At 36.2% G+C, this 21,457-nt stretch carries 21 protein-coding genes; 14 read left to right on the top strand and 7 right to left on the bottom strand.

Annotated elements, in window-relative coordinates:
- The first annotated feature begins 7 nt into the window (after positions 1 to 7).
- From DKG77_RS07395 to DKG77_RS07345, 12 genes are all read left to right on the top strand, one after another.
- A complete protein-coding gene (locus DKG77_RS07395) occupies positions 8 to 1,768 on the top strand; it encodes an ABC transporter ATP-binding protein/permease (RefSeq protein ID WP_133248432.1) in 1,761 nt (586 codons plus the stop codon).
- Positions 1,765 to 2,709 carry a hypothetical protein gene (locus DKG77_RS07390; RefSeq protein WP_109661777.1) on the top strand — a complete coding sequence of 315 codons (945 nt, stop codon included), beginning with the start codon at positions 1,765 to 1,767 and terminating at the stop codon, positions 2,707 to 2,709. The genes DKG77_RS07395 and DKG77_RS07390 overlap by 4 nt, the downstream gene beginning before the upstream one ends.
- Positions 2,710 to 2,804: 95 nt before the next feature.
- Entirely contained in the window at positions 2,805 to 3,680 is an 876-nt protein-coding gene (locus DKG77_RS07385) for a WG repeat-containing protein (protein ID WP_165819360.1), read from the top strand.
- A 53-nt stretch (positions 3,681 to 3,733) separates the two neighbouring features.
- Positions 3,734 to 4,585, top strand: a complete 852-nt coding sequence (locus tag DKG77_RS07380) for a CsgG/HfaB family protein (RefSeq protein WP_165819359.1) — start codon at positions 3,734 to 3,736, stop codon at positions 4,583 to 4,585.
- Position 4,586: 1 nt separating this feature from the next.
- Entirely contained in the window at positions 4,587 to 5,039 is a 453-nt protein-coding gene (locus DKG77_RS07375; protein ID WP_109661771.1) for a hypothetical protein, read from the top strand.
- Positions 5,036 to 5,959: a DUF6175 family protein gene (locus DKG77_RS07370; RefSeq protein ID WP_109661769.1), complete on the top strand. Its 924-nt coding sequence runs from the start codon at positions 5,036 to 5,038 to the stop codon at positions 5,957 to 5,959. Before DKG77_RS07375 ends, DKG77_RS07370 begins: the two co-directional genes overlap by 4 nt.
- Before the next feature lie 9 nt (positions 5,960 to 5,968).
- On the top strand, positions 5,969 to 7,036 hold the full coding sequence (locus DKG77_RS07365; protein ID WP_109661767.1) for a hypothetical protein: 1,068 nt from the start codon (positions 5,969 to 5,971) through the stop codon (positions 7,034 to 7,036).
- Positions 7,037 to 7,088: 52 nt separating this feature from the next.
- Positions 7,089 to 7,916: a hypothetical protein gene (locus DKG77_RS07360; RefSeq protein ID WP_109661765.1), complete on the top strand. Its 828-nt coding sequence runs from the start codon at positions 7,089 to 7,091 to the stop codon at positions 7,914 to 7,916.
- A 307-nt stretch (positions 7,917 to 8,223) separates the two neighbouring features.
- Positions 8,224 to 9,156, top strand: a complete 933-nt coding sequence (locus DKG77_RS07355; RefSeq protein WP_109661764.1) for a VWA domain-containing protein — start codon at positions 8,224 to 8,226, stop codon at positions 9,154 to 9,156.
- 166 nt (positions 9,157 to 9,322) lie between these two features.
- Positions 9,323 to 9,841 (top strand): outer membrane protein, encoded by a 519-nt coding sequence (locus DKG77_RS07350; RefSeq protein ID WP_109661762.1) that lies wholly within the window; start codon positions 9,323 to 9,325, stop codon positions 9,839 to 9,841.
- A gap of 409 nt (positions 9,842 to 10,250) precedes the next feature.
- Positions 10,251 to 10,385 carry a hypothetical protein gene (locus tag DKG77_RS17210; protein ID WP_279305970.1) on the top strand — a complete coding sequence of 45 codons (135 nt, stop codon included), beginning with the start codon at positions 10,251 to 10,253 and terminating at the stop codon, positions 10,383 to 10,385.
- A gap of 116 nt (positions 10,386 to 10,501) precedes the next feature.
- The gene (locus tag DKG77_RS07345) at positions 10,502 to 11,884 is read left to right on the top strand and encodes an exonuclease domain-containing protein (RefSeq protein WP_109661760.1); all 1,383 of its coding nucleotides are present in this window, start codon (positions 10,502 to 10,504) and stop codon (positions 11,882 to 11,884) included.
- Between the two features lie 396 nt (positions 11,885 to 12,280).
- Here DKG77_RS07345 and DKG77_RS07335 read toward each other — a convergent pair whose 3' ends face one another.
- The 4 genes from DKG77_RS07335 to DKG77_RS07320 all read right to left on the bottom strand — a co-directional run bounded on the left by DKG77_RS07335 (position 12,281) and on the right by DKG77_RS07320 (position 16,689).
- A complete protein-coding gene (locus tag DKG77_RS07335; protein WP_109661756.1) occupies positions 12,281 to 13,057 on the bottom strand; it encodes an aldose epimerase family protein in 777 nt (258 codons plus the stop codon).
- A complete protein-coding gene (locus DKG77_RS07330) occupies positions 13,057 to 14,355 on the bottom strand; it encodes a M20/M25/M40 family metallo-hydrolase (RefSeq protein WP_109661754.1) in 1,299 nt (432 codons plus the stop codon). Before DKG77_RS07330 ends, DKG77_RS07335 begins: the two co-directional genes overlap by 1 nt.
- A 33-nt stretch (positions 14,356 to 14,388) precedes the next feature.
- Positions 14,389 to 15,369, bottom strand: a complete 981-nt coding sequence (locus tag DKG77_RS07325; RefSeq protein ID WP_109661752.1) for a PLP-dependent cysteine synthase family protein — start codon at positions 15,367 to 15,369, stop codon at positions 14,389 to 14,391.
- A gap of 78 nt (positions 15,370 to 15,447) precedes the next feature.
- Positions 15,448 to 16,689: an ABC transporter permease gene (locus tag DKG77_RS07320; protein WP_109661751.1), complete on the bottom strand. Its 1,242-nt coding sequence runs from the start codon at positions 16,687 to 16,689 to the stop codon at positions 15,448 to 15,450.
- A gap of 3 nt (positions 16,690 to 16,692) precedes the next feature.
- Between DKG77_RS07320 and DKG77_RS07315 the strand changes: the two genes are divergently transcribed.
- Positions 16,693 to 17,919, top strand: coding sequence for an exo-beta-N-acetylmuramidase NamZ family protein (locus tag DKG77_RS07315; RefSeq protein WP_109661749.1), 1,227 nt, complete (start codon positions 16,693 to 16,695; stop codon positions 17,917 to 17,919).
- Here DKG77_RS07315 and DKG77_RS07310 read toward each other — a convergent pair.
- From DKG77_RS07310 to DKG77_RS07300, 3 genes are all read right to left on the bottom strand, one after another.
- Positions 17,916 to 18,746 carry a sterol desaturase family protein gene (locus tag DKG77_RS07310; RefSeq protein ID WP_109661747.1) on the bottom strand — a complete coding sequence of 277 codons (831 nt, stop codon included), beginning with the start codon at positions 18,744 to 18,746 and terminating at the stop codon, positions 17,916 to 17,918. The two genes, DKG77_RS07315 and DKG77_RS07310, sit on opposite strands and share 4 nt — an antisense overlap.
- 105 nt (positions 18,747 to 18,851) lie before the next feature.
- Complete coding sequence (locus DKG77_RS07305) at positions 18,852 to 20,069, bottom strand: COMM domain-containing protein (protein ID WP_133248431.1); 1,218 nt, start codon at positions 20,067 to 20,069, stop codon at positions 18,852 to 18,854.
- A gap of 72 nt (positions 20,070 to 20,141) precedes the next feature.
- Positions 20,142 to 20,636, bottom strand: coding sequence for a YkgJ family cysteine cluster protein (locus DKG77_RS07300; protein ID WP_109661743.1), 495 nt, complete (start codon positions 20,634 to 20,636; stop codon positions 20,142 to 20,144).
- A gap of 82 nt (positions 20,637 to 20,718) precedes the next feature.
- Between DKG77_RS07300 and DKG77_RS07295 the strand changes: the two genes are divergently transcribed.
- Entirely contained in the window at positions 20,719 to 21,429 is a 711-nt protein-coding gene (locus DKG77_RS07295; protein WP_109661742.1) for a class I SAM-dependent methyltransferase, read from the top strand.
- Positions 21,430 to 21,457 lie beyond the last annotated feature (28 nt).

The raw sequence follows: 21,457 nt of genomic DNA, 5'->3' as shown, positions 1-21,457 counted from the left end.
TACCAATATGAAAGAAAAAGATTTATCCATTCAGGCAATTGGTATAACAAAGAAGTATCCTAAAAACAAAATTGGGCTTCAACCGCTGTCCCTAGAAATAAAGAATAAAAGTTTTGTTGCCCTCATGGGACCTTCCGGCTGCGGAAAATCTACATTGCTCAAATGTTTAAATGGCGATAACCCTGCCACCTCGGGTGAAGTTTATATAAACGGGCTTTCACTGATCGATAATTATGATCTGGTCAAAAAAAGTATTGGCTACGTTCCACAAGATGATATCATTCATAGAGAACTGAGTGTTTACAAAACACTTTTTTATGCAGCAAAACTGCGATTGCCGGATGGTACACCAAAAGAAGAAATCGATATACGCATCAACAAAGTTTTAAAAAGCTTAAAACTAAATCAACATGACCAAGGCAATCAACAAGGACAAAAAGACATCAAGGACAAAAAAGTAAAAGAGTTGTCCGGTGGTCAAAGAAAAAGAATTTCAATTGCAGTTGAACTGCTAACCGAACCTTCTATTCTATTTTTAGATGAACCAACTTCGCCTTTAGATCCTGAAACAATTGACAGTTTTCTAAAAAGTTTAAGGGATTTAGCTCAAGAAGGCACCACCATTATAATGGTTACCCATAAACCTGAAGATCTTAACTATGTGGATGAAGTTGTATTTCTTGGAGTAAAGGGTCATTTGGTTTATAAGGGACTTCCCAATAAAATAACGGAACATTTTAATGTTGACAGCATCATTGAAGTTTACAGTAAAATGAGCGATCTGGAGAAGGTTAAAAAAAACTACCATCCACCAAAAGAGGATTCTCATTCTTTGAACTTAAACCCAAAACTGAATAAACGCAGGCCAGATTCTAGCTTTCAACAACTTTATTGGCTTGCAAAGAGGTACTTGAACATTAAGCTCAATGACCACAGTAATCTATTATTGTTATTGCTGCAACCAATAATCATTGGAGGACTTGTCAGTCTGGTTTTTAGCGAATTTAGAATAGGTGTGATCTTTTTAACCGCCATTTCTGCTATTTGGTTTGGAGTTAGTAACTCAGCAAAAGAAATCGTAAGCGAATTGCCCATTTACAAAAGAGAACGCATGTATAACCTAAACATAAACACATACATTGTCTCAAAACTGCTTATTCTTTCACTAATTGCCTTAATACAGGTTGTAGTATTTGTAGCCATCATCTATTTCAATTTTAAGATCAATGCAATAACCGAATTTCCAGAAACCTACCTAAGACCATTTTGGGAAAGTGTTGGTTTTCTATTTATGATTTCTTGTTCTGCTACTTTAATAGGTCTTTTTCTGTCATCTTACTTTAGCAACACAGAAAAAGTTATGACCGTAGTCCCCATTACGCTCATGCCCCAAATAATGTTGGCAGGTGTAATGACAAAACTAGACACCCGTTTTATTGAAATCTTAAGCTTTTTCACTTTAGGCAGATGGGGCACCGAAGGATTCGCAAGATTACAGGATACTTATTTTGAAAACAGTGCAATTGAAACCGAAAGCGTTTTAATTCCTGAATTCAACCCGGACGGTTACCATAAAAATGATTGTAAATGTGAAGCTTCAGGCGCTTTGAACCAACTAGGACTCTATGATGAGAGTTTAATTGACAAAGGTGTTCTAATAGGTGGCGCCTTCAATAATCTGGCCACAAATGTATTGGCAGTTCTGATACTGAGCTTTATCATGTATCTCTTGATATTTATTTCACTCAGCAAAAAGGACAGCATATGAAAAAGTCAATGTTATACCTTCTCATCTGCGTGCTCTCTTTTTGCTCTTGTAATGTAGCAGAGCCCATATTCATCTCTAATGATAACTTAAAATTTAAAAGTGTAAACGACTCTATTTTGCAGTTTTCAATTGATTCTTACATATACAATCCAACGAAGCTTAAATACCAATTAAAGGAGTTGTTTTTTGATATTAACTATGATGGAGGAAAGATTGGTAATGGAAAATTGATCGCTCCAATACAGATTAAACCAAAGGATACTATCGCACTTCCCTTTAGTTGTAATCTTAGCCTTGCTCAACTGCAAAAAAAACACAAACAGATCTTATCTAAGGATAGAGTTGACTTTTATTTTGTTGGTGAGGCTTTTGCCGTGCATCCAATAAAAAGTATAAGGAAAGGCTTTGAACTAAAAATTCCCTACCAGGCAAAAAGCTTTATTTCTAACAATATGTTGAGCAGCGATTTGGTCTTTAAGCATATTGAAATTGAAAAAATCAACCCGTTCTCAAACAGTAATCCCACCAAATCAAATTTTCGCATCAAAATTGGAATCCACAACAGTCAATCTTTTGATTACAAAATTCGGAAAATTGAAATTTCACTTAAATCAAAAAGCACCAATAGAGTTGTTCTAGAGGGAGTTTTAGATACCATAGTTGATGCCCCTAGTTTACAAACCATTAAGATTCCACTAGACATTGAGTCGAACAATCTAAACATATTACAAAATTTGGGCACCTTTTTTCTAAGCAGTGACAGTTCAAAATACATAGGTGCCGGATCGGTAACCATAAGCATAGAGGGCTATGATTTTCAAATCCCCTTTCTTCAAGAGTTTGATATAGAGACGAATCCCTTTGGCAGCATAAGGGTTAACCCAAATATTGATGGCCCTGATTACTGCTCCGCTTATCAAAAGATACATTCACACTTGTAGACAATTACAATATGGAACCTCTAGATAGAAAAAAATCACAATCAAAAAGAAGAAAAAAAAAGAGACTGCCCATTCTCATATTGTCAGCAGTCATTATGATACTGATTGGGGGGTACTTCTATTTTTCTGCCACCAGCAATGTAGAAGCGCTTGCCCTTGCCCGTGAAGGAAAAAACTGGGGATTCATTGACAAAGGTGGGAAAGAGGTTATACCCTTTAAATATGAAATGGCGTGGAAAATGTCTGAGGGTTTGGCCTTGGTCAAAAAAAATGGGAAATGGGGTTTTGTAGATAAGAACAATAAAATTAAGATTCCGATGATATACGAAAGTGCACAGCCGTTTTCTGACAGCTTAGCGGCAACAAAACTAAACGGGAAATGGGGATTTATAGACCATGAAGCCAATATGGTGATTGAAGCAGAATTTGAAGAAGCCATATCGTTTTCTGAAGATTTGGCTCCTGTAAAAAAAGCAAATAAATGGGGCTTTATAAACAGATCTGGAGAGGTCATCATACCATATAAATACACCAGTGCCTATCTATTCTCTGAAAAATTGGCCCCAGTAGGAGTTAATGGATTTGAAGGGTTTATCAATAAAGAAAATATTATGGTAATTCCTCCAAATTTTGATTTTGCACTACCATTTTCAGAAGGTCTTGCACCTGTGAGCAAAGGTGGAAAATGGGGGTTCATCGCAAAGAACGGTAAAACTATTGTTGAACCAAAGTACGAACAAACTTGGGGCTTTTCCGAAGATTTAGCTCCTGTTAAAGTAGATGGAAAATGGGGTTTTATCAACAGAAAAGGAGAGGAAGTAATTGCACCAAAATATGAAGACGCTTTTGTTTTTCTAAACGGTCTTGCTCCGGTAAAAGTTGATGGGCAGCAAGGGTTTATCAATAAAGAGCAAGAAATCATTATAAAGTTCAAGTACGATTACGTCGACGCTTTTTACGATATCGACTAGGTGCACAAAAATTGAAATTAAAATAGCAAAACACAAAAATGAAAATCATGAGAATGAAAAAATGTTTAATCCCCTTGTTATTTCTTAGTCTATTTACGTTTGGCCAAGAGTCGACCATTGGTCTACAGTCCATAAAATCCTCTAATCCTTCAAGCGATTATGTTGAGGCGGAATTGATTTTTCAAAAAGTAAAGGAAATTTTGGTCAACTCCAGAAGTTTCAAAGTTTTGGACAGGGAAAGTTTGGGCATAGTTTTAACGGAGCAAGAAATACAAAAACAAATCACATCCATAAATGCAAAAGTTGTAGATCAGGGCAGAATTGCCGGTGCAAAAAATATAGTTGGAGGTAAGTTAATAAGTGTTGAGTATAAAAAAGCTCTGAATATACTAGGTAAATCAAAGCTTGAAGGACAATCGTTACAAAGGGCCATATTTAGTTTTTCAATTGATATAATTGATACTGAAACCTCACAAACTCTAGAGACCAAAACCTTCAAAATAGGATTGACCAACACAAAATCTTTAGGAGGACTTACAAAGCCAGAAGCATTTGTAAGCGGGTTAAACTCCTTGACAAAAAATCTTAAAAAATTCCTGAACAAGTTTGTTTCCAAATCAATTGCGATTCTTTCCATTGAAGAAGAAAAGGGCGGGGCTGCTAAAAAAATCCTAATCAACACAGGAGAAGCCAATGGCGCTAAAAAGAACGATAAAATCAGCATCTATGAATTGTCCATGGTTACGGTTGGAAATACGCAGACCCAACGTGAAAAATGGGTTGCTGATATAAAAATCGATGCCACTGAAGGAGAAGAATTATCCACCGCGGTAGTAATAAAGGGAGGAAGAGAGCTTTTGGATAAGTTTAATTCCCAGGCCAAATTAATCTGTAAATCTAAATAGCATGAAAAAAACAATTACAATAATGGTTCTTCTTTTAATGGCTTGTGGAAGCAATAAACATGGTGATTTTGATTCAGCCGAGGTGAATTACATTTCCAATGACAGGCTGGAATCCTTAACCGTAAGTAGCTTCGATATTGGTGAAAATCAAGAAGAAGCCATTTTTAACGCAAAGAGACTAGCATTTCAAAATCTATTCTTTAGAGGCATATCAAATTCCCCTTTCAACAAACCCTTGATAGGAATCAACGAACATGTTGAATATAAAAAGCACAAGGACTACCTAAATTCTTTCTACAACTCCCGCATGGGAACCTTTATTACAAATTACACCCAATCAGTTTCAAAGGTTAAGAGGGGTAAAAGATCGGCCAGAATTGATATGACCATAAATATGTTGGCCTTAAGAAAGGATTTAGAAGAAAATGGAATAATTAAAAAATTTGGACTATGAAAAATATGACATTGATACGCAACATCTTTTTGGTTTCCATACTATATGTTGTAAATACCTTTGATCTTCAGGCGCAAAGAGGTTGTGAAGAGGTAAATACGATACAACCTAGTATAATGGTATTGCCCAGAACTGTAAAAGGAGAGGATCTAAGGACTATTATGGATGAACAACCAGAAGTTAGAGTGGCCATCTCAAAAGTAAAACAAGCTTTTGATGATAGAGAGTACACTACCTTGGATTTTGAAACAACTCTAAAAGCCAGAATGCGAGATGAAGTAGTCACAAAAGAAACACAAACAGAATTCAAGAATAGAATTTTCAGAAATATTCCTTCTGATATTATTGTGGAAATAGATGTAATAATAAGTAATCTAGATCAAGGAAATAGGGCAACGATCATCTTGGAAGCGAACGTAACCGACAACGGTAATTCTATGGCAAGTGTACCTATTGAGGGAAATATGTACTATACGCCAGATAAGATTTTATTGATAGGAGCGGCATTGAAAAAGAAGAATGACAACAATGAACTACTTCTCGACGAATTTTTAAGAAAAATGAATGAAAAATGGGCGGAGATTAGGGAAAAAGGAAAGACCGTTAAAATGGAATTCAGTCTTTCCGAAGATGCCAACATTACCATGGATGATGATGTTCCTTCAGAAAACACAAAACTAAAATATTTAATTGAAGATTGGTTGGAAAAAACTGCCTACAAAAATTATTATGTAGTGACTTTTGTGACCGAGACCAAACTAATGGTCGAGGAATATAGATACCCCGTCCGTGACCCAAAGAATTGCACTAATATGACGGCACGCAAAATTGAACGCAAACTAGACCGTTTTTTTGACAAAATAGACTTGCCCGTGAAGTTTGACAATAGCAGAGGTACCATTTATATCAACATATTATAACTAACAATCATGAAAACTAAAATATATCTAATAGCACTTCTTTTCCTGGCGAGTTTTAATTCGATTCAGGCTTTGAACAATAATGAATCCGAAGACAATTTGAACATATCGGTTGTTGTTCCTCTTCAAATGGAAGGCCTGACCAGTGGACAGCTTTCAAAGATTGAATCAAAAATGCTAAGAATGGTGAGCAATTATGGCATAGCTGGGGAAGGTTATACCGATAAGTTCATCATGTATCCCAAATATGAAATATATGACCACAAAATTGTGGAAGGTCTACAAAATGTTCATGTAATTGATGTAGAACTAAATTTTATTATCAAAGAAGTAAAAACAGGAAAGGTTTACAGTGTGTTTAATCAAGAAATTACCGGTGATGGCTATTCCAAAAAAGAAGCGATAAACCAAAGCATCTCTCAGATAAAGACAAAAGGAGAAAAAATCAAAAACTTTTTACAAGATGCCAAGACCAAAATTTTAGAATATTACCGCTCTAACTGCAATAGACTTTATAACGAGGCAGATACCATGGTCGAGCAGAAAAGGTATAATGAGGCAATTGCTTTGTTGTATCCAGTACCAAAGGAAGTAGGTGGCGATTGCTACAAAAAAATACAAAGAAAGCTAGATGAAGCTTATAATGGGTATTTGAACAAAACTTGTGAAAAGAACTTGGTACGGGCAAAAGCCGAAATTTCAAAAAACAATAATGAAACAGCTCTAGAAATATTGGGCGCTATTGAGACCGAATCCAATTGCCACTCTTCTGCTCAACAGTTAAAAGTAAAAATACAGACAAGGACCAAAAACAATGGACAAAATTCTGGAACTTCCGATTCAAGTACCGAACCAGTTGAAAGCAAAAAAACCAATGATTCAGTAAAAACACCAAACACCAATTTGGTTGATGATAAAAAACCAACAAAAACCGTAAATACATCCAGCCCTGTTTCTGGTAATGAGAGAGAAACACGTAGAGCTAAAAAGAGAAAAAAAATGGGAGAAATTGCCAGAACCGAATTCAAACGTACAAGACACCAAGGAGAAATGGATCGTGCAATGCAAGAGGGTTAATATCCACACATTGAAAATATAACCATCCAACCATGACTCTTAAAACAAAACCATGATAAAAGAAACCAAAATCATTGCGCTTCTCATTTTACTAACGGCACCTTTATTGGTTTCAGGCCAAGTTGAATATATTGGACTGGCACCATTTAAAACAACTGATATCAATAACTACGCAGAAGCGGAAGCAATAACTGAAAAAGTAAAAGAACTTTTTTCTGAGCGGAATAGATTCACGGTGCTGGACAGAACCAAATATTCACAAACCATTATATATAAGGAGATTGAAGTTCAAAAAAACATAGAATATATTGAAGGTTACGTAATTGAACAAGGCAAGCAAAATGGGGCGGAGGCCATTGTTGGGGGCAACCTTACCTCATTAACCTATGGAAAGGACAAAAACGGGCTCTACGAATGCTCCATGACTTTTAGCATAACCATAAATGATATTGAAAATGGACATGTAATAGGTTCAAAAAACTTTAATACTCCGGCCTTTTGTTTAACCTGTGCCGGCGGCACCAAGACCGAAACATTGTCTTCGGTCTTACGGATATTACAAAAGAAAATACGTTCATTCATTATTGAAACGTTCCCTATAACCGTTGACATAGAAGATGTATACGAATCAAAAGGTGGAGGCGAAATCATTATCATAGCTGGAGAAAAAGAAGGGATAACAGCAAAAGACAAATTCAAGGTTTACGAAATCATCAAAAGTGGAAACCGAACTAGAAAAGCAGAAATTCTTGAGTTTAATATAAACCGTGTCGAGGGGGATTTTTCAGTTGGCAAAATCAAGGGAAAAAAGTTTGATTTACTATTGGAAAAATTTAAAAACCCTAATGCAAAGCTTGAATGTGTTACACTTTCAAAGTGATAAATCATATAAGCTTTAACATGTTAAACGAAAAACCATAACCCCATTCTCAATTTGAAACTCTTCATTGTTACAGGGAAAAAGCCATGTAAGTGAGGTCATATTTAACACCATGGGAAACTTTTTATTCGTCATTTCTTCAAGAGAGCTGCTTTGCTCAAATCATTCCAATTGCCTGAGCGTAATTTATCGAATTTATCCGTGTTTCATCCAAAGTTAGCTATGGAAAACTCTGGATATGGATTACCGTAAGGATAATCACCCGTTCAAGATTAGGTTTGGTGTGTAATCACTAAACACAAAGAAAATGGATAAGAATATAATCAAAGTAGCAATGTTCCTGCTATGTATTGCTTTACCTCTCAGCTGTACCAAGGATGAGCCTTTGGTACTTTTACAGCCAGATGCACTGGTCGCATCAACAGATTTTGCGCTAAAAGTAGAACTAACTTGGAATGCGGTCTCCAAAGCAGAAGGCTATAATATTTATCGCGCAGATTTTAACTTTGCCTTAGAAGATGTTGTTTTCAGCTTGATCGACAAAGTTAAAAGTATAGAAGCTTTTACCGACCTAACTGTCAATTCCAACTCTCAGTATTATTATAAAATTGAGGCTTTTAATGGCGATGTAATCAGCGAAACTTCCACAGAAGTCATTGGTCAAACCAGAGTAATCTCTGCCTCAGAAGCTTTTGATGTTTTGGCGGAGTTCACAGGAGGCACCGTTTATAATGCCAATAATGCTCAAGAAGTGCCCGGTGCAATCATAGATATCATAAATGATAATGCAGTGACCAATACGGACCTGGTCTTCCTAATTGATAATACTTCTAGCATGAGCGATGACATTGCTCAAGTAAAAAATTCAATCAACAACATCATTGACCAACTTCCTGCCGGTGTAAGGCTTGGCATGGCAGTTTACAATGATGCCAATTCTACAACCGAGTGGTACAATAGTATAGATTTGAATACCAACTACGATCATGCAATTGCCTTTTTAAACAATATAAGGGTTTTTGGAGGTGGAGATGCTCCCGAATCTGTCTATGATGGTATTTTTCTAACACTAAACCAAATGTCCTGGGCTTCTGAATCACAAAGAATTACAATAGTCATAGGAGATGCACCTCCTTTAGAAGGGTCCAGAACTGTTTACAGCTTGAAAGATGTTGTAGATGAGGCAAATAGGCTTGAAATTGATGTAAATCTTTACCCAATTCTAATTGCAGACTTTTAAAGAGCTGTCTATGACCCAGCCAAGTGGATTTCATCCATTGTCCCATAGAGTCTTTGGGTATAAAAACGGGCATACACATAGGGAAATCCGTAAAAAATAACATAAGAACATCATTAGGTTTGACGGCAACAGAGAATCAGTTATTAAAACCGAAAACTATTTAATCATGAAAAAATTATTTATCACTTTAAGTTTAGCCCTTTTCACAATGGTAAGTATAAATGCCCAGGAAATTTCAGAATCCGGTGTGTTGGGCGCGGGTATACAGGCTACCAGTTTAAACTATGGGTTAAGTGCACGTTACAATCTTACAGAAACTCATGGGATACAAGCTGTTATTGGTGGTGCCAACTATGGTTTTGGCGGCAGTGTAAGTGCTTTCACATTTACTGGCAGGTATCTTTATAGTTTCACCTCAAACACAAACAACCTAAGACCATACGCAGTAGGACAAGTTGGTGTCTGGACAGTAAAATACAAGGATAATTTCTTTGGAACCAATGCAAATGAAAGCGAATCGTCAATTTCATATGGAGCAGGCGCGGGAATTGAATATGCTTTCAGCGGATTGGAGCAATTAGGTTTTAATGTTGAAGCTGGTTACGGTGGAGGTTCTTTTGGCGATGGTTTCAGTTACTCAGGTATCTTTTTTGGTGGTGGAGTACATTACTACTTCAATCTTTAGAAATAAACTTATAACAATAAGTGTTGAGTTAGTTTATTAGGCAGTATGAGCCAGTACAACTTGTAAAGTATGCTACTGGCTCTTTATTGAAAAATGCACGCCAATGTATAGAAATAGTATCAAATTATTCTTTTTAAAAGTATTATCACTGGCATGTTCATTAAATGATTGAACGAAGATTTACCCAATCAGGGGAACAACATCTTTTCTATTAAAAAACAATAAGAATTAGGATACTCCTTGGTTCACTAACTCACGATTGCACTTTTTAAACCAGAAAAATGGTTGAAAGGTTCAATTATTCGGTAAAACCAGCTTCCTCTACCCTTTATCCGCTCTTCCATTCCTTGGTCGATTCCTTTATGACAAAATCTTGGGTCTTTCCCAACTTTGTTAAAAATAAATCCCAATGAAAACAATACTTAACAACATTAAAAAAGAATTCTCCATTCCAGATAATCTAACTGCGGCCATTAGTTGTTTGATCATCTCCATAACAGTTTTCTTTATTATGGCTGTTATTGGTAGAGAAACACTATTATAATTCTTTCATAGTATTTTAAGGCTTAAGGTTCCGTATTAATATATACCAAAACCACTCTGCTATTTGGTGGGCTTTTACTTTATGCATAAATTCAATTATTAATTGTTTTTACGGATTTGTATACCATCATAGACATAGAAACCACTGGCAATGGTATAAAAGGGAACAAGATTACAGAAATCGCCATTTTTAAGTTTGATGGGGAGCAGATTATTGATGAATTCACTTCTCTTGTAAATCCATTGTGCCCTATACCTCAATTTATTACAGGTTTAACCGGCATAGATGATCAGCTCGTTCAACATGCTCCAACCTTTTCTGACATTTCTGATAAAATTCTTGAGATTACCAAGAGCAGTATTTTTGTTGCCCACGCAGTAAACTTTGACTATGGTGTGATCAAGGAAGAATTTAGGCAAATAGGTGTTGATTTTTCCAAGAAAAAACTCTGTACAGTCCGTTTGTCCCGTAAACTCATTCCTGGGCTGCAATCCTATAGTCTGGGCAAACTTTGTTCTGCCATTAGTATACCGCTTACAGATAGGCATCGTGCCAGAGGAGATGCCCATGCTACAGTGCTTTTGTTTCAAAAACTAATCAATACTCCAGATTCAGAGGTTGTATTTCAAAAATTTCTTAATTCAAGAAATCAAGAGGCCACTTTGCCCCCACATCTATCCAAATCTGTTTTTGACGGGATTCCTCAAAAGCCCGGTGTTTATTATTTTAAAAATCAGAAAGGTGATATTATATATGTTGGCAAGGCGATCAACCTTAAAAAAAGGGTTTTGAGCCACTTTTATGACAAGAGCACCAAAGAGATCCAAATGTGCAGTGAAACTGCAGATATCGATTTTGAACTTTCAGGAAATGAACTTGTTGCGCTTCTCATGGAATCAGCCGAAATCAAAAAACGTTTCCCCCCTTATAACAGAGCGCAAAAACGAATCGTAAAACAGTACGCCATATTTGCATATGAAGACAGAAAGGGAATACTACACCTTGCCTTTAATGCCATAAAAGGAGTTCCAAATCCACTTAAAATATTTTACAACCAAACAGATTGCAGAATATATTTAAAGGAAATATGCAAAGCATTTGCACTTTGTCCAAAATATTGTCATTTACAACAAACTAACGAGGCTTGTTCCCACCATGAGATAACTTCTTGTGAAGGTGTGTGTCGTGATAATGAACCTGTGCTTGAATACAATAAAAAAGTTGAAGCCGCCATGGCTAAAATAAAAGCAATGCAATCTGAGGTAACGATTATTAAGGAAAAAGGCAGAAACGAAGATGAACATGCGGTTATTCTAATTACCGAAGGTATGTATAGGGGATATGGGTTTATTGATCAAGAATTGGAAATTTCCACAATAGAAGATATTGAAGCCTTTATCGTTCCACAGAAAAACACAATAGAAACCGAGCGCATACTCAATTCTTACATATTGAAAAATGAAAAGGTAGGTAAAGTGGAAACCGTTTTTGAAACGTAGGGAGGGCAAATAAGGTTAGTCCTTAATCTTCTTGTACATACGAACTATAAACAGCACCCATGCAAGAAATATTACTGCAACTACAATGGAGTAACCTAAGACAAAATCCATTATTTTTTGTATTTCAAATAATTCATAAAACCTAAAATGGTCGGTGCCCAAAATGCTATAAAAATAGCATCCATTTTTTTTCCTTGAAGGAAAAGTACTTCTGCAACAATGATAATTGATACCACAACCAGGAGCATGATGCAGTTCATAACTCCCACCCTTTCAATAAAATTTCTGAACATTAAGTGTATTTCGTAAAATTGCTTCCACTAATATACTTAATATAACGATGAAGAATATAAAAAAATTGTGATTTCCTTAACATTTATTTTTGGAAGAGAAACCTCACACAAATAAACTTACCTTAAATATACTTTCAATATCTTTTGTATACTCAAAACCGGTATGTAATTCTCTTTGCGCAACAGCATAGGGATAAAAAGTTATTGGCTCTATACAAACCATATTTCTTACTTCTGTCCAGCACATAAAATGTCCAAAACCTTCAGTTTTAATGGTAATATCCTTTTTATCCTTTAGTGTAATAAATTTGCAATTTTCAACTTGTAAGGCTCTGCTGCCCACTGCCAAAACCTCATCCAAATTTATTTTTTCTTCATCAGTGATTATGACCGGACTGTCCGTATAAAGTTTGAAGGCCGGGTGGTAACCTAGCATGAAAGGCATATCCCGCTCGCCAGAGATGGTAAAACTAATTTCCAAATTGCCCTCTTTTAGCTCAAAAGACTTTTTAAAAGTAAATGTATATGGCCAAAACAGCCATTCTTTATTGGATTTTTCAGGGAATTTGGAGTTTTTCACCCTTGTTCCTGCTATATATTCCTTTTTGAAGATGGCTGCTGTTTCGGTTTGAGAGATTAACTCATATTTCAATTCTCTCAACAATCCGTGCTGGTCTTGAATTGCTCCGCTACCTCTTGGCACCTGTACTCTAAAGTCGGCTTCGTTCAATGGTCCAATAATGGGGAACATTTCAGTATCAGAACTTCTCCAACCAGGGCTACCTTTTTGGTGGACGAACTCATGGTTTTCTGATATAAAGCTTACCAGCTCTCCTTTATCAATCCCAACGGTGCAATTTCTTTTTTTGAGCTGCACCATTATTTGGTATTAATCAATCTATAAATCAATATTGCGGTACGTTTGGTTAACGCCTCAATGGTATTAAGATTAACGGTTTCTTCTGGGGTATGTGCCCCGGAACCCATTGTACCAAGTCCATCTAAACAATCTACATATTCAGCAACAAAAGATACATCGGCAGCTCCCCTTCTGCCAGGGTCATACGCCAAAACTTCACCCTGATCTAAATCTAAACTCACATCATTTAAAAGATTTAAGAGCGCCTTGTTTCCTTCCGTTGGTTTCATTGCAGGATAACTATCCGTAAACGTAACTTTTGCGGAGGTCTTCGGGAGGTTATTGGACACAATCTCCCTCATTTTTGTCCTAGCTCTTTCTTTTTGCTCTTCGGAAATAAAACGTAATCCTCCCCTAACCATTGCTGTTTGCGCAACAACATTGCTTTTTCCAAAAACGTCTCCCTTACTGGTAGTCTTGTCAAAATTTACAAATGTACCGCCCAACAATGTACCTGGATTGAAAGTCAATAGATCTTCCCCTTTTACATCTGTATAAAATTGATGAAGAATACGTGACATCTCGAATATGGCACCTGCTCCGGTACGTTCGCTAAAAATACCAGAGGAGTGGGCTCTTTTTCCCTCAACTTCCACTGCCCAACCAGAAGACCCTCTCCTAGCCACAGTTGCATAGTTGAATCCTGTAGAAGTTTCAAAACCTAAGGCAATATCGCTCTTCTTTGCAGCCTCGACCAAATCTTTTCTGCTAACGGTCAAAGGTTTACCTGTACTTTCCTCATCTCCAGTAAATGCAACTATAATTTGTGCATTTTTCAGTAACCCATTATCATGTAATGCCTTTAGGGCATAAAGTACAATAACATCCCCGCCCTTCATGTCATTTCCTCCCGGCGCATGGGCAATACTGTCATTGACCAATTTAAATTCTTGGAAAGGACTGTCTTCTTCAAAAACAGTATCTAAATGTCCAATGAGCAACAGTTTTTTTCCTTTGTTGCCAGAAGTCTCAGCAAACAAATGACCAGCACGGTTCATTCCATCTGGCATTTCAATCCAATTTGTTTGAAAATTGATTCCTTCAAAGGCATCTTTAAAAACCATACCCACTTCTTTTACTCCTTTGGAATTTAAGGTGCCACTATTTATGTTGACCACTTTTTCTAAAAAAGAAATAGCGTCTGGATTACTCTTTTCTACTGAAGCAATAATCTTCTTTTCCGTTCTGGAAAGTCTTTGGGCAGTTAGTGAAATTGAAACTAAAAAACTTAAGGCAATAAAAAAGTTTTTACTTTGCATATTGGCTGATTTTGATTCTAATTTAAAGAAAATTTAGTCTATATATCCTTTCTCGCGCATCCAATCATCATTGAACATCTTACCCACATAACGACTACCATGATCATGGAACAATACTACAACCACATCATCTTTGGAAAAATGATCTTTTAGCTGTAACAATCCTTTAATGGCGGCTCCTGCCGAATTCCCCAAAAACATCCCTTCTTCCTTTGCCAAGCGTTGCGTATAAACGGCAGCATCTTTATCTGTTACCTTGGTAAATCCATCAATAATATCAAAATCTACGTTTTTTGGTAAAATGTCTTCTCCTATCCCCTCCGTTACATATGGATAGATTTCCTTTTCGTCAAAAATACCTGTCTCGTGATATTTTTTGAATACAGAGCCATAAGTGTCTATACCCCATACTTTGATATTGGGATTTTGTTCTTTAAGATATTTGCCTACACCCGAAACCGTTCCTCCAGTGCCTACCCCAACCACAAAATGGGTCACTTTACCCCCAGTTTGTTTCCAAATTTCCGGTCCTGTACTCAAGTAATGCGCTTTGGCATTACTTGGATTATCATATTGGTTTACGTACCATGAATTTGGAATTTCTGTGGATAAACGTCTAGCTGTTGAATAATAGCTTCTTGGATCATCTGGTGCTACATCCGTTGGGCAAACATGTACTTCACTACCTACGGCCTTAAGAATGTCTACCTTCTCCTTTGATTGCTTATCGCTGATAACGCATATCATTTTATATCCTTTGACAACTGCTGCCAGCGCCAATCCCATTCCTGTATTTCCTGAAGTACCCTCTATTATGGTACCACCTGGTTTTAAAATTCCAGAAGCCTCCGCATCTTCAATCATTTGAAGTGCCATTCTGTCCTTGACGGAATTCCCTGGATTAAAAGTTTCATACTTGGCCAAGACCATACAAGGAAGATCGGCCGTTAATTTATTTAGTTTTACCAATGGCGTATTTCCAATGGTTTCAAGAATGTTATTTGCATATTCCATAGTGCTCGCAAAGATAGTTTTTTGAGTTGGTGACAATGTCAATAAAATCCAAAAAAAGAACACCAAAACCAAGGTCTGTTATTCAAATTTAATTGCTTTGACAGGGGTTATTTTTGTGATAATGTAGGATGGCACCAAAAGCATAACCAAGCAAAGTAGCATTACCCCAAGGTTTAACAGCAGAACCGTAGAAATATCAATATGCACTGGAATATATTCGATATAATATTCCTCAGGATTGGGAAATTTAAACAATCGGAATTTATCTTGAAGGTAAAGCAGTGTTAAACCAATGCCATTGCCCCATAACAGCCCTATTGCTATTAAATAAGTGGCATTGTACAAAAATACCTTTCGGATGCTCCAATTCTCAGAACCTAAAGCTTTTAAGACCCCTATCATTTGAGTCCGTTCCAAAATAAGCACCAATAAAGCTGTAATCATGTTTATCCCCCCAACAATAATCATTATTCCTATGATAAGTGCAATATTAAAATCGAACAGACTGATCCATTCAAATATCCTAAAGTATTTGGTTTTAATATTTTGGGTATCTAGGCTGGACAATGTTTTGCTATAAATTTCATTGCTCTTCTCCTCAAGTTGGTCAAAATCTTCTATAAACACTTCAAAGTTTCCAACTTCATTGGATGCCCATTTATTCATTCGCTGTATATGACGAATATCTACAAAAACATAGGTAGCATCAAACTCCTCAAAACCACTATCATAAATTCCGGTGATTTTAAACTTTCTATTATTGGGGACTTTGGAGGCATCTCCGTCTTTTAGAAAAAATGAGAAAAAAGAATCATCAACTTTTAACTGTAATCGATTTGCCATCATCCTTGAAATCAACACCTCATCATTGAGTTTTCCCGAGTAATCCGGCAATTTCCCATCAACTATGTATTCTTCAAAAACGGCCCAATTGTAATCTTGGCCCACTCCTTTGGCCAACATCCCTTCAAAAGTGTCCTCGGTGCGTATAATCCCACCTTTTGTAGCTACCGCTTGCACATGAGAAACCCCTTCAACATCTTTAAATTCTGGATAAAAATCCTGCTCCAATGGAACTGGATCTACAGAAACTTCGGAGGTATTATTGTCGTAATTTGAAATTTGAATATGGCCATTAAAGGCAGCCACCTTTTCTCTAATTTTATGTTTTAGCCCAACCCCGGTAGCAATTGCAATAAGCATCATTACTACGCCAATGGCAATGGCTGCTATGGCAATTTTTATTATAGGGGCGGAAATGCTAATTTTATGCTCCTTCCCTGTAATCAGGCGCTTGGCTATAAACAATTCTAAATTCAACGAATGCCCATTTTATCTATTTTCAAAAGTACAGTTTTATTGTTGGTTTTGCTGTTTTCTTCATGTAAGGGACAGGAAAAAGAAAGTAAGCTCACCACTGTTAGCGTAGAAACAGATTCTATATCAAAAATTAGTGTTGCTGCCAATAGAACAGAAGAATACCTCCCATTACTCAAAAACAAAGTCATTGGGGTGGTCGCTAACCAAACCAGTGTTGTTTTTAAAGAAAATGGACACACACACTTGGTAGATTCCTTGATCTCGTTAAAAGTTGGTGTCAAGAAAGTCTTTGCTCCAGAGCATGGGTTCAGGGGGAAGGCAGATGCAGGAGAATTGGTCAAGGACGGTTTGGATACCAAAACAGGCTTACCCATTATATCTTTATATGGCAAAAACAAGAAACCTTCAAAAGAGCAATTGGAAGGGCTTGATCTTGTGATTTTTGATATTCAGGATGTTGGAGTGCGATTTTACACCTATATAGCCACATTACAATTAGTGATGGAAGCCTGTGCTGAAAGTAACATTCCCATTGTTGTTTTGGACAGACCAAATCCTAATGGTCACTACATTGATGGCCCAACAATGAAAAAGGAACATACTGGTTTTTTGGGCATGACAACAATTCCGTTGGTATACGGTATGACAATTGGTGAATATGCACGAATGATCAATGCTGAAGGATGGCTAAAAGGAGATACAACTGTTGCTTTGACCGTTGTTCCACTTAAAAATTACAAGCATCATTCTGAGTATCATGTTCCCATCAGACCTTCCCCTAACCTCCCAAATGATGTATCTATCAATCTTTATCCCAGCTTGGGCCTTTTTGAAGGCACCAATGTTAATGCTGGGCGTGGAACTGAGTTTCAGTTTCAGCGGTATGGAGCATCTTTTTTAGATAGTGTGCAATATGATTTTAGCTATGTGCCTAAACCTAATTTTGGGTCCAAACACCCAAAAGAACAAGGTAAAACTTCCTTTGGAAGAGATTTATCCCAATCTGAACGAATGGAATCGGTTTCTTTACAATGGTTGCTCGATGCCTACCAAAACACCTTGGACAGGTCGAAGTTCTTTATTACCGCATCTTTTACCAAACATGCGGGAACGCCAGAATTGCAAAAACAAATTGAAGAGGGACAATCAGAATCAGAAATAAAAGCAAGTTGGAAACAAGATTTGGATGCTTTTAAAAAAATAAGGCAAAAGTATTTGATCTACGATTAGTTTTCTGTGGTAGGTCTTTTGTATTTATGAAAAGGTTGTTTAAGCAACCCCATTATACTACTATTCTCTTTTTCATCAGGAAAGGTATCCACTCCGTAAACAATTGAATTTACATCCATCCTCATAAAGGTTCCAAATAGCCTGTCCCAAATAGAAAAAATATTGCCATAATTTGAGTCTGTATAAGGCAATTTGTAATGGTGATGCACTTTATGCATATCTGGACTCACAATAAACCAACTTATTGCATTGTCAACTTTCTTGGGCAAACGTATGTTCGCATGATTAAATTGAGAAAGAACAACCGATAAACTTTGATATAGCATAATGACACCAATAGGGGCACCAACAATGAAAACACCTATTAAAGTAAAAGTATACCTAATTAAACTCTCCAATGGATGATGTCTGTTCGCAGTGGTAGTGTCCACATTATGATCGGAATGATGCACCAAATGAACCATCCAAAGGGGTTTTACCTTATGTTCAACCAAATGCGCAGTATATGCTCCAATTAGATCAAGAAGCATAACGCCTAGAACAACATACAGCCACAGAGGCATTTCTGGCAACCAATTAATAATCCCAAATTGGTTTTCTACCGTCCAATCCGATGTTTTCAATAATAAAAATGCTAGTGGAAAGTTGATAATTATGGTTGTGAGCGTAAAGAAAAAATTAGGAATGGAATGACGCCATTTTTTATACTTAACACTAAAAAGTGGCACTATTCCTTCTAAAACCCAGAAGAACGTAATTCCTCCGACCAGAATAAGACTTCTGTGCAGTGCCGGAATATTTTCAAAGTATGTGATTATCTGCTCCATCTAAATAAGTACCAAGGATAGATTCCCGTCTAAAATAAGTAATATTTGAAAAAGACCTTTTTTACCCTTTACCTATTTTTTTCAACTATCTAAATTCCAGTTAAATCACAACACCTTAAATGCTAACAAAAAATTCAGATTATCGGTTTTTGAAATAGTTGGAAAATCAGAAAATCGTGGATTAAAACCATACCTGATTTCACCGCTAACAAACTTGTATCTAAGACCCGCACCTAACAAAAAGGTAATCCTATTGGTGACAATATCCCCATTTAAAGGCTCTCGTTCTCTCCTGTTTTCGGCCTCAAAAAAAACTGAATTTGAGTACTCCTCGCTTTTGTCAGAAACCTGAACTGCCTCATTAAAACCCGCATTTACAAAAAAACGAGTGCTATTCAAATCATTTCCAAAATTGTACCTTACTAATCCGTTTATCTCCAGATAACTAACATCCACATCAAGAAAGTAATCAATGTACTGTTCTGGTAATCTTTGATTTCGGTAAAACGCCTCAAACTTGTAGTTTTGCAAAAGGAATTCTGCATAAAATTGTAGCTTTTTTGTTCTTTGTAATATGTTAATATCAAAACCTATTCCGTAGGCAGGTGTTCCATTGCTTTCATTTTCAATTTGGTAATTGCCATAAAAACTACCATTATCAATTCCATAAGAAGTTAACTTATAACCCCCAATAGCATATAAAGAGAATTGGATGGGATATTTTTTTTCAATAAAACTACTTTCACCAGACTGACATTTGTTATATGCAATTATAGCACGCTTTAAACTTGTTTTATTAAACTGAACATTTTCATTTTTAGACAGTTTCTGACAGTCCGAGAATAAAATGTTCAATTGACCAACATATTTATTAAATGGAGACTTAGTAGATCGTATCAAACGTATGAGTTCGATAATCTTCCCTCCCTTCTCTACAAAATAATGCGTTCTATTATCCCTATAGGTGTACAAGTTTGCATTTCCTTGAACTATTACCTTTAAAAAAACCTGCTTACGGACAGATTTCAACTCTTTGAAATCTGATAGATTCTGAATGTCCTGTTTTGTGATATTAAGATCTACAGTTTTTGAGAGATATCTATCATCGTCTATATCAAACTCTAAAATCTGGGATGGTTTGTAAATCGCAGTTTCTTCGTCAGACTTTATCTCAATTTCAGCTGGTGTCTTTACCCACCCACCGTATTTGGCAATGCCTTTTAATGATGTTCCATCAACCAATTTAACTTCAATATTTTGAGCATTCAAAATTGGTAAATAAAGAAAAAACATGCAGATTACAGAAGTAATATAGCTTTTCATAATAAGATATTTCTGATTTTTTTAATGAGTTTGCAAGTATAGCAATTTTTCAATTCTCATAATAGTTATGGGCTATTTACCTAGTTTCTTTTTCATCTCTTCAACAATGTTAAAAGCAGCAGGGCAAATAGCTACATTTTTAAGGGTAAGATTGTTGATTTGATGAAACTTTTTACGGTCTGTATGGGGAAACTCTCTACATGCCTTTGGTCTTACATTATATATGGAGCAATAGTTGTCAGCTCCAAGAAAAGCACAGGGCACTTTCTTTAATACATAATCATTTTCTTCATCTACTCTCAAGTACTCATCAATAAATTTTGAGGGCTTCGTTCTAAAGTGTTTTGCAATTCTCTCAACATCTGTATTGGTAAAAAGAGGACCTGTTGTTTTGCAGCAATTGGCACAAGTAAGACAATCCGTTTTTTTAAACTCAGCCTCATGCAATTCACTCATCATATAATCCAGATTCTTTGGCGGGCGTTTTTTCAGTTTTGTAAAGAACCTTTTATTTTCAATATGTTTTTCCCTTGCTCTTTTTGGTAGCTGTTCTAATTTCTCTTTCATGAGAGACAAACATAAAAAACACATTTCATTTAAACCTTTATCTATTAATAAAGTCCCATTTTTGCATCAATTATTTTAATTTATGTTGGATATTCTTGGAACGGCCTTGCTAGATTACCATTCAGGGAAATACACGGAAGACATTAAAACCTATTCATCTCTAGATGAAGAAGATAGTATTCCGCTTCCCTATCTGTTCAGGTGTTTTGAAGAAATGCCTTTATTGGAGCAAAAAGCATTGGAAATGGCCAGAGGAACCATTCTTGATATTGGTTGCGGCGCTGGAAACCACGCCTTATATCTACAAAAAAAAGGATTTGATGTTACTGCCTTGGACGCTTCAAAAGGAGCTATTGAAATTTGTAAAAATAGAGGTGTTACATCTTCTGTTCACAATTCGTTTCTTGATTATAATGACTCAAAATTCGATACCCTATTACTGCTTATGAACGGGATAGGTTTAGCTGGAAAACTGAATAACTTGAGCTCTTTTTTGAATCACTTAAAATCACTATTACAACCAAAGGGACAAGTTTTATTGGATTCCAGCAATATCATTTATATGTTTGAAGAAGATGAGGATGGTGGGTTTTGGGTTCCAAACAATGGAGATTATTATGGCGAAGTAACCTTTGTCATGGAGTACAAGAAGCAGAAAAGTGCTCCTTTTGAATGGCTTTACCTTGATTTTGCTACTTTACATAGTGCTTGCTCCGCCCTTGATCTTAATTGTGAACTTGTAAGAGAAGGAGAACATTACGACTATTTAGCAAAACTTTCTCTAAAATCATAATAGAATGGCCTCCTTATCGTTTTTAATA

It is taken from the genome of Flagellimonas aquimarina, from assembly GCF_003149745.1.
Taxonomy (GTDB): domain Bacteria; phylum Bacteroidota; class Bacteroidia; order Flavobacteriales; family Flavobacteriaceae; genus Flagellimonas; species Flagellimonas aquimarina.
Note: the sequence above shows the minus strand (reverse complement) of the source record. Positions and strands in the feature narration are given on the sequence as shown.

Bases quoted from the DNA above. Each gene is read 5' to 3' on its own strand.
- DKG77_RS07305 (WP_133248431.1), bottom strand. From the start codon at position 20,069: ATGAAAAGCTATATTACTTCTGTAATCTGCATGTTTTTTCTTTATTTA.
- DKG77_RS07385 (WP_165819360.1), top strand. From the start codon at position 2,805: ATGATACTGATTGGGGGGTACTTCTATTTTTCTGCCACCAGCAATGTA.
- DKG77_RS07315 (WP_109661749.1), top strand. From the start codon at position 16,693: ATGCCCATTTTATCTATTTTCAAAAGTACAGTTTTATTGTTGGTTTTG.
- DKG77_RS07310 (WP_109661747.1), bottom strand. From the start codon at position 18,746: ATGGAGCAGATAATCACATACTTTGAAAATATTCCGGCACTGCACAGA.
- DKG77_RS07330 (WP_109661754.1), bottom strand. From the start codon at position 14,355: ATGCAAAGTAAAAACTTTTTTATTGCCTTAAGTTTTTTAGTTTCAATT.
- DKG77_RS17210 (WP_279305970.1), top strand. From the start codon at position 10,251: ATGAAAACAATACTTAACAACATTAAAAAAGAATTCTCCATTCCAGAT.
- DKG77_RS07295 (WP_109661742.1), top strand. From the start codon at position 20,719: ATGTTGGATATTCTTGGAACGGCCTTGCTAGATTACCATTCAGGGAAA.
- DKG77_RS07335 (WP_109661756.1), bottom strand. From the start codon at position 13,057: ATGGTGCAGCTCAAAAAAAGAAATTGCACCGTTGGGATTGATAAAGGA.
- DKG77_RS07325 (WP_109661752.1), bottom strand. From the start codon at position 15,369: ATGGAATATGCAAATAACATTCTTGAAACCATTGGAAATACGCCATTG.
- DKG77_RS07355 (WP_109661764.1), top strand. From the start codon at position 8,224: ATGGATAAGAATATAATCAAAGTAGCAATGTTCCTGCTATGTATTGCT.
- DKG77_RS07380 (WP_165819359.1), top strand. From the start codon at position 3,734: ATGAAAAAATGTTTAATCCCCTTGTTATTTCTTAGTCTATTTACGTTT.
- DKG77_RS07350 (WP_109661762.1), top strand. From the start codon at position 9,323: ATGAAAAAATTATTTATCACTTTAAGTTTAGCCCTTTTCACAATGGTA.
- DKG77_RS07395 (WP_133248432.1), top strand. From the start codon at position 8: ATGAAAGAAAAAGATTTATCCATTCAGGCAATTGGTATAACAAAGAAG.
- DKG77_RS07370 (WP_109661769.1), top strand. From the start codon at position 5,036: ATGAAAAATATGACATTGATACGCAACATCTTTTTGGTTTCCATACTA.
- DKG77_RS07375 (WP_109661771.1), top strand. From the start codon at position 4,587: ATGAAAAAAACAATTACAATAATGGTTCTTCTTTTAATGGCTTGTGGA.
- DKG77_RS07300 (WP_109661743.1), bottom strand. From the start codon at position 20,636: ATGAAAGAGAAATTAGAACAGCTACCAAAAAGAGCAAGGGAAAAACAT.
- DKG77_RS07365 (WP_109661767.1), top strand. From the start codon at position 5,969: ATGAAAACTAAAATATATCTAATAGCACTTCTTTTCCTGGCGAGTTTT.
- DKG77_RS07390 (WP_109661777.1), top strand. From the start codon at position 1,765: ATGAAAAAGTCAATGTTATACCTTCTCATCTGCGTGCTCTCTTTTTGC.
- DKG77_RS07360 (WP_109661765.1), top strand. From the start codon at position 7,089: ATGATAAAAGAAACCAAAATCATTGCGCTTCTCATTTTACTAACGGCA.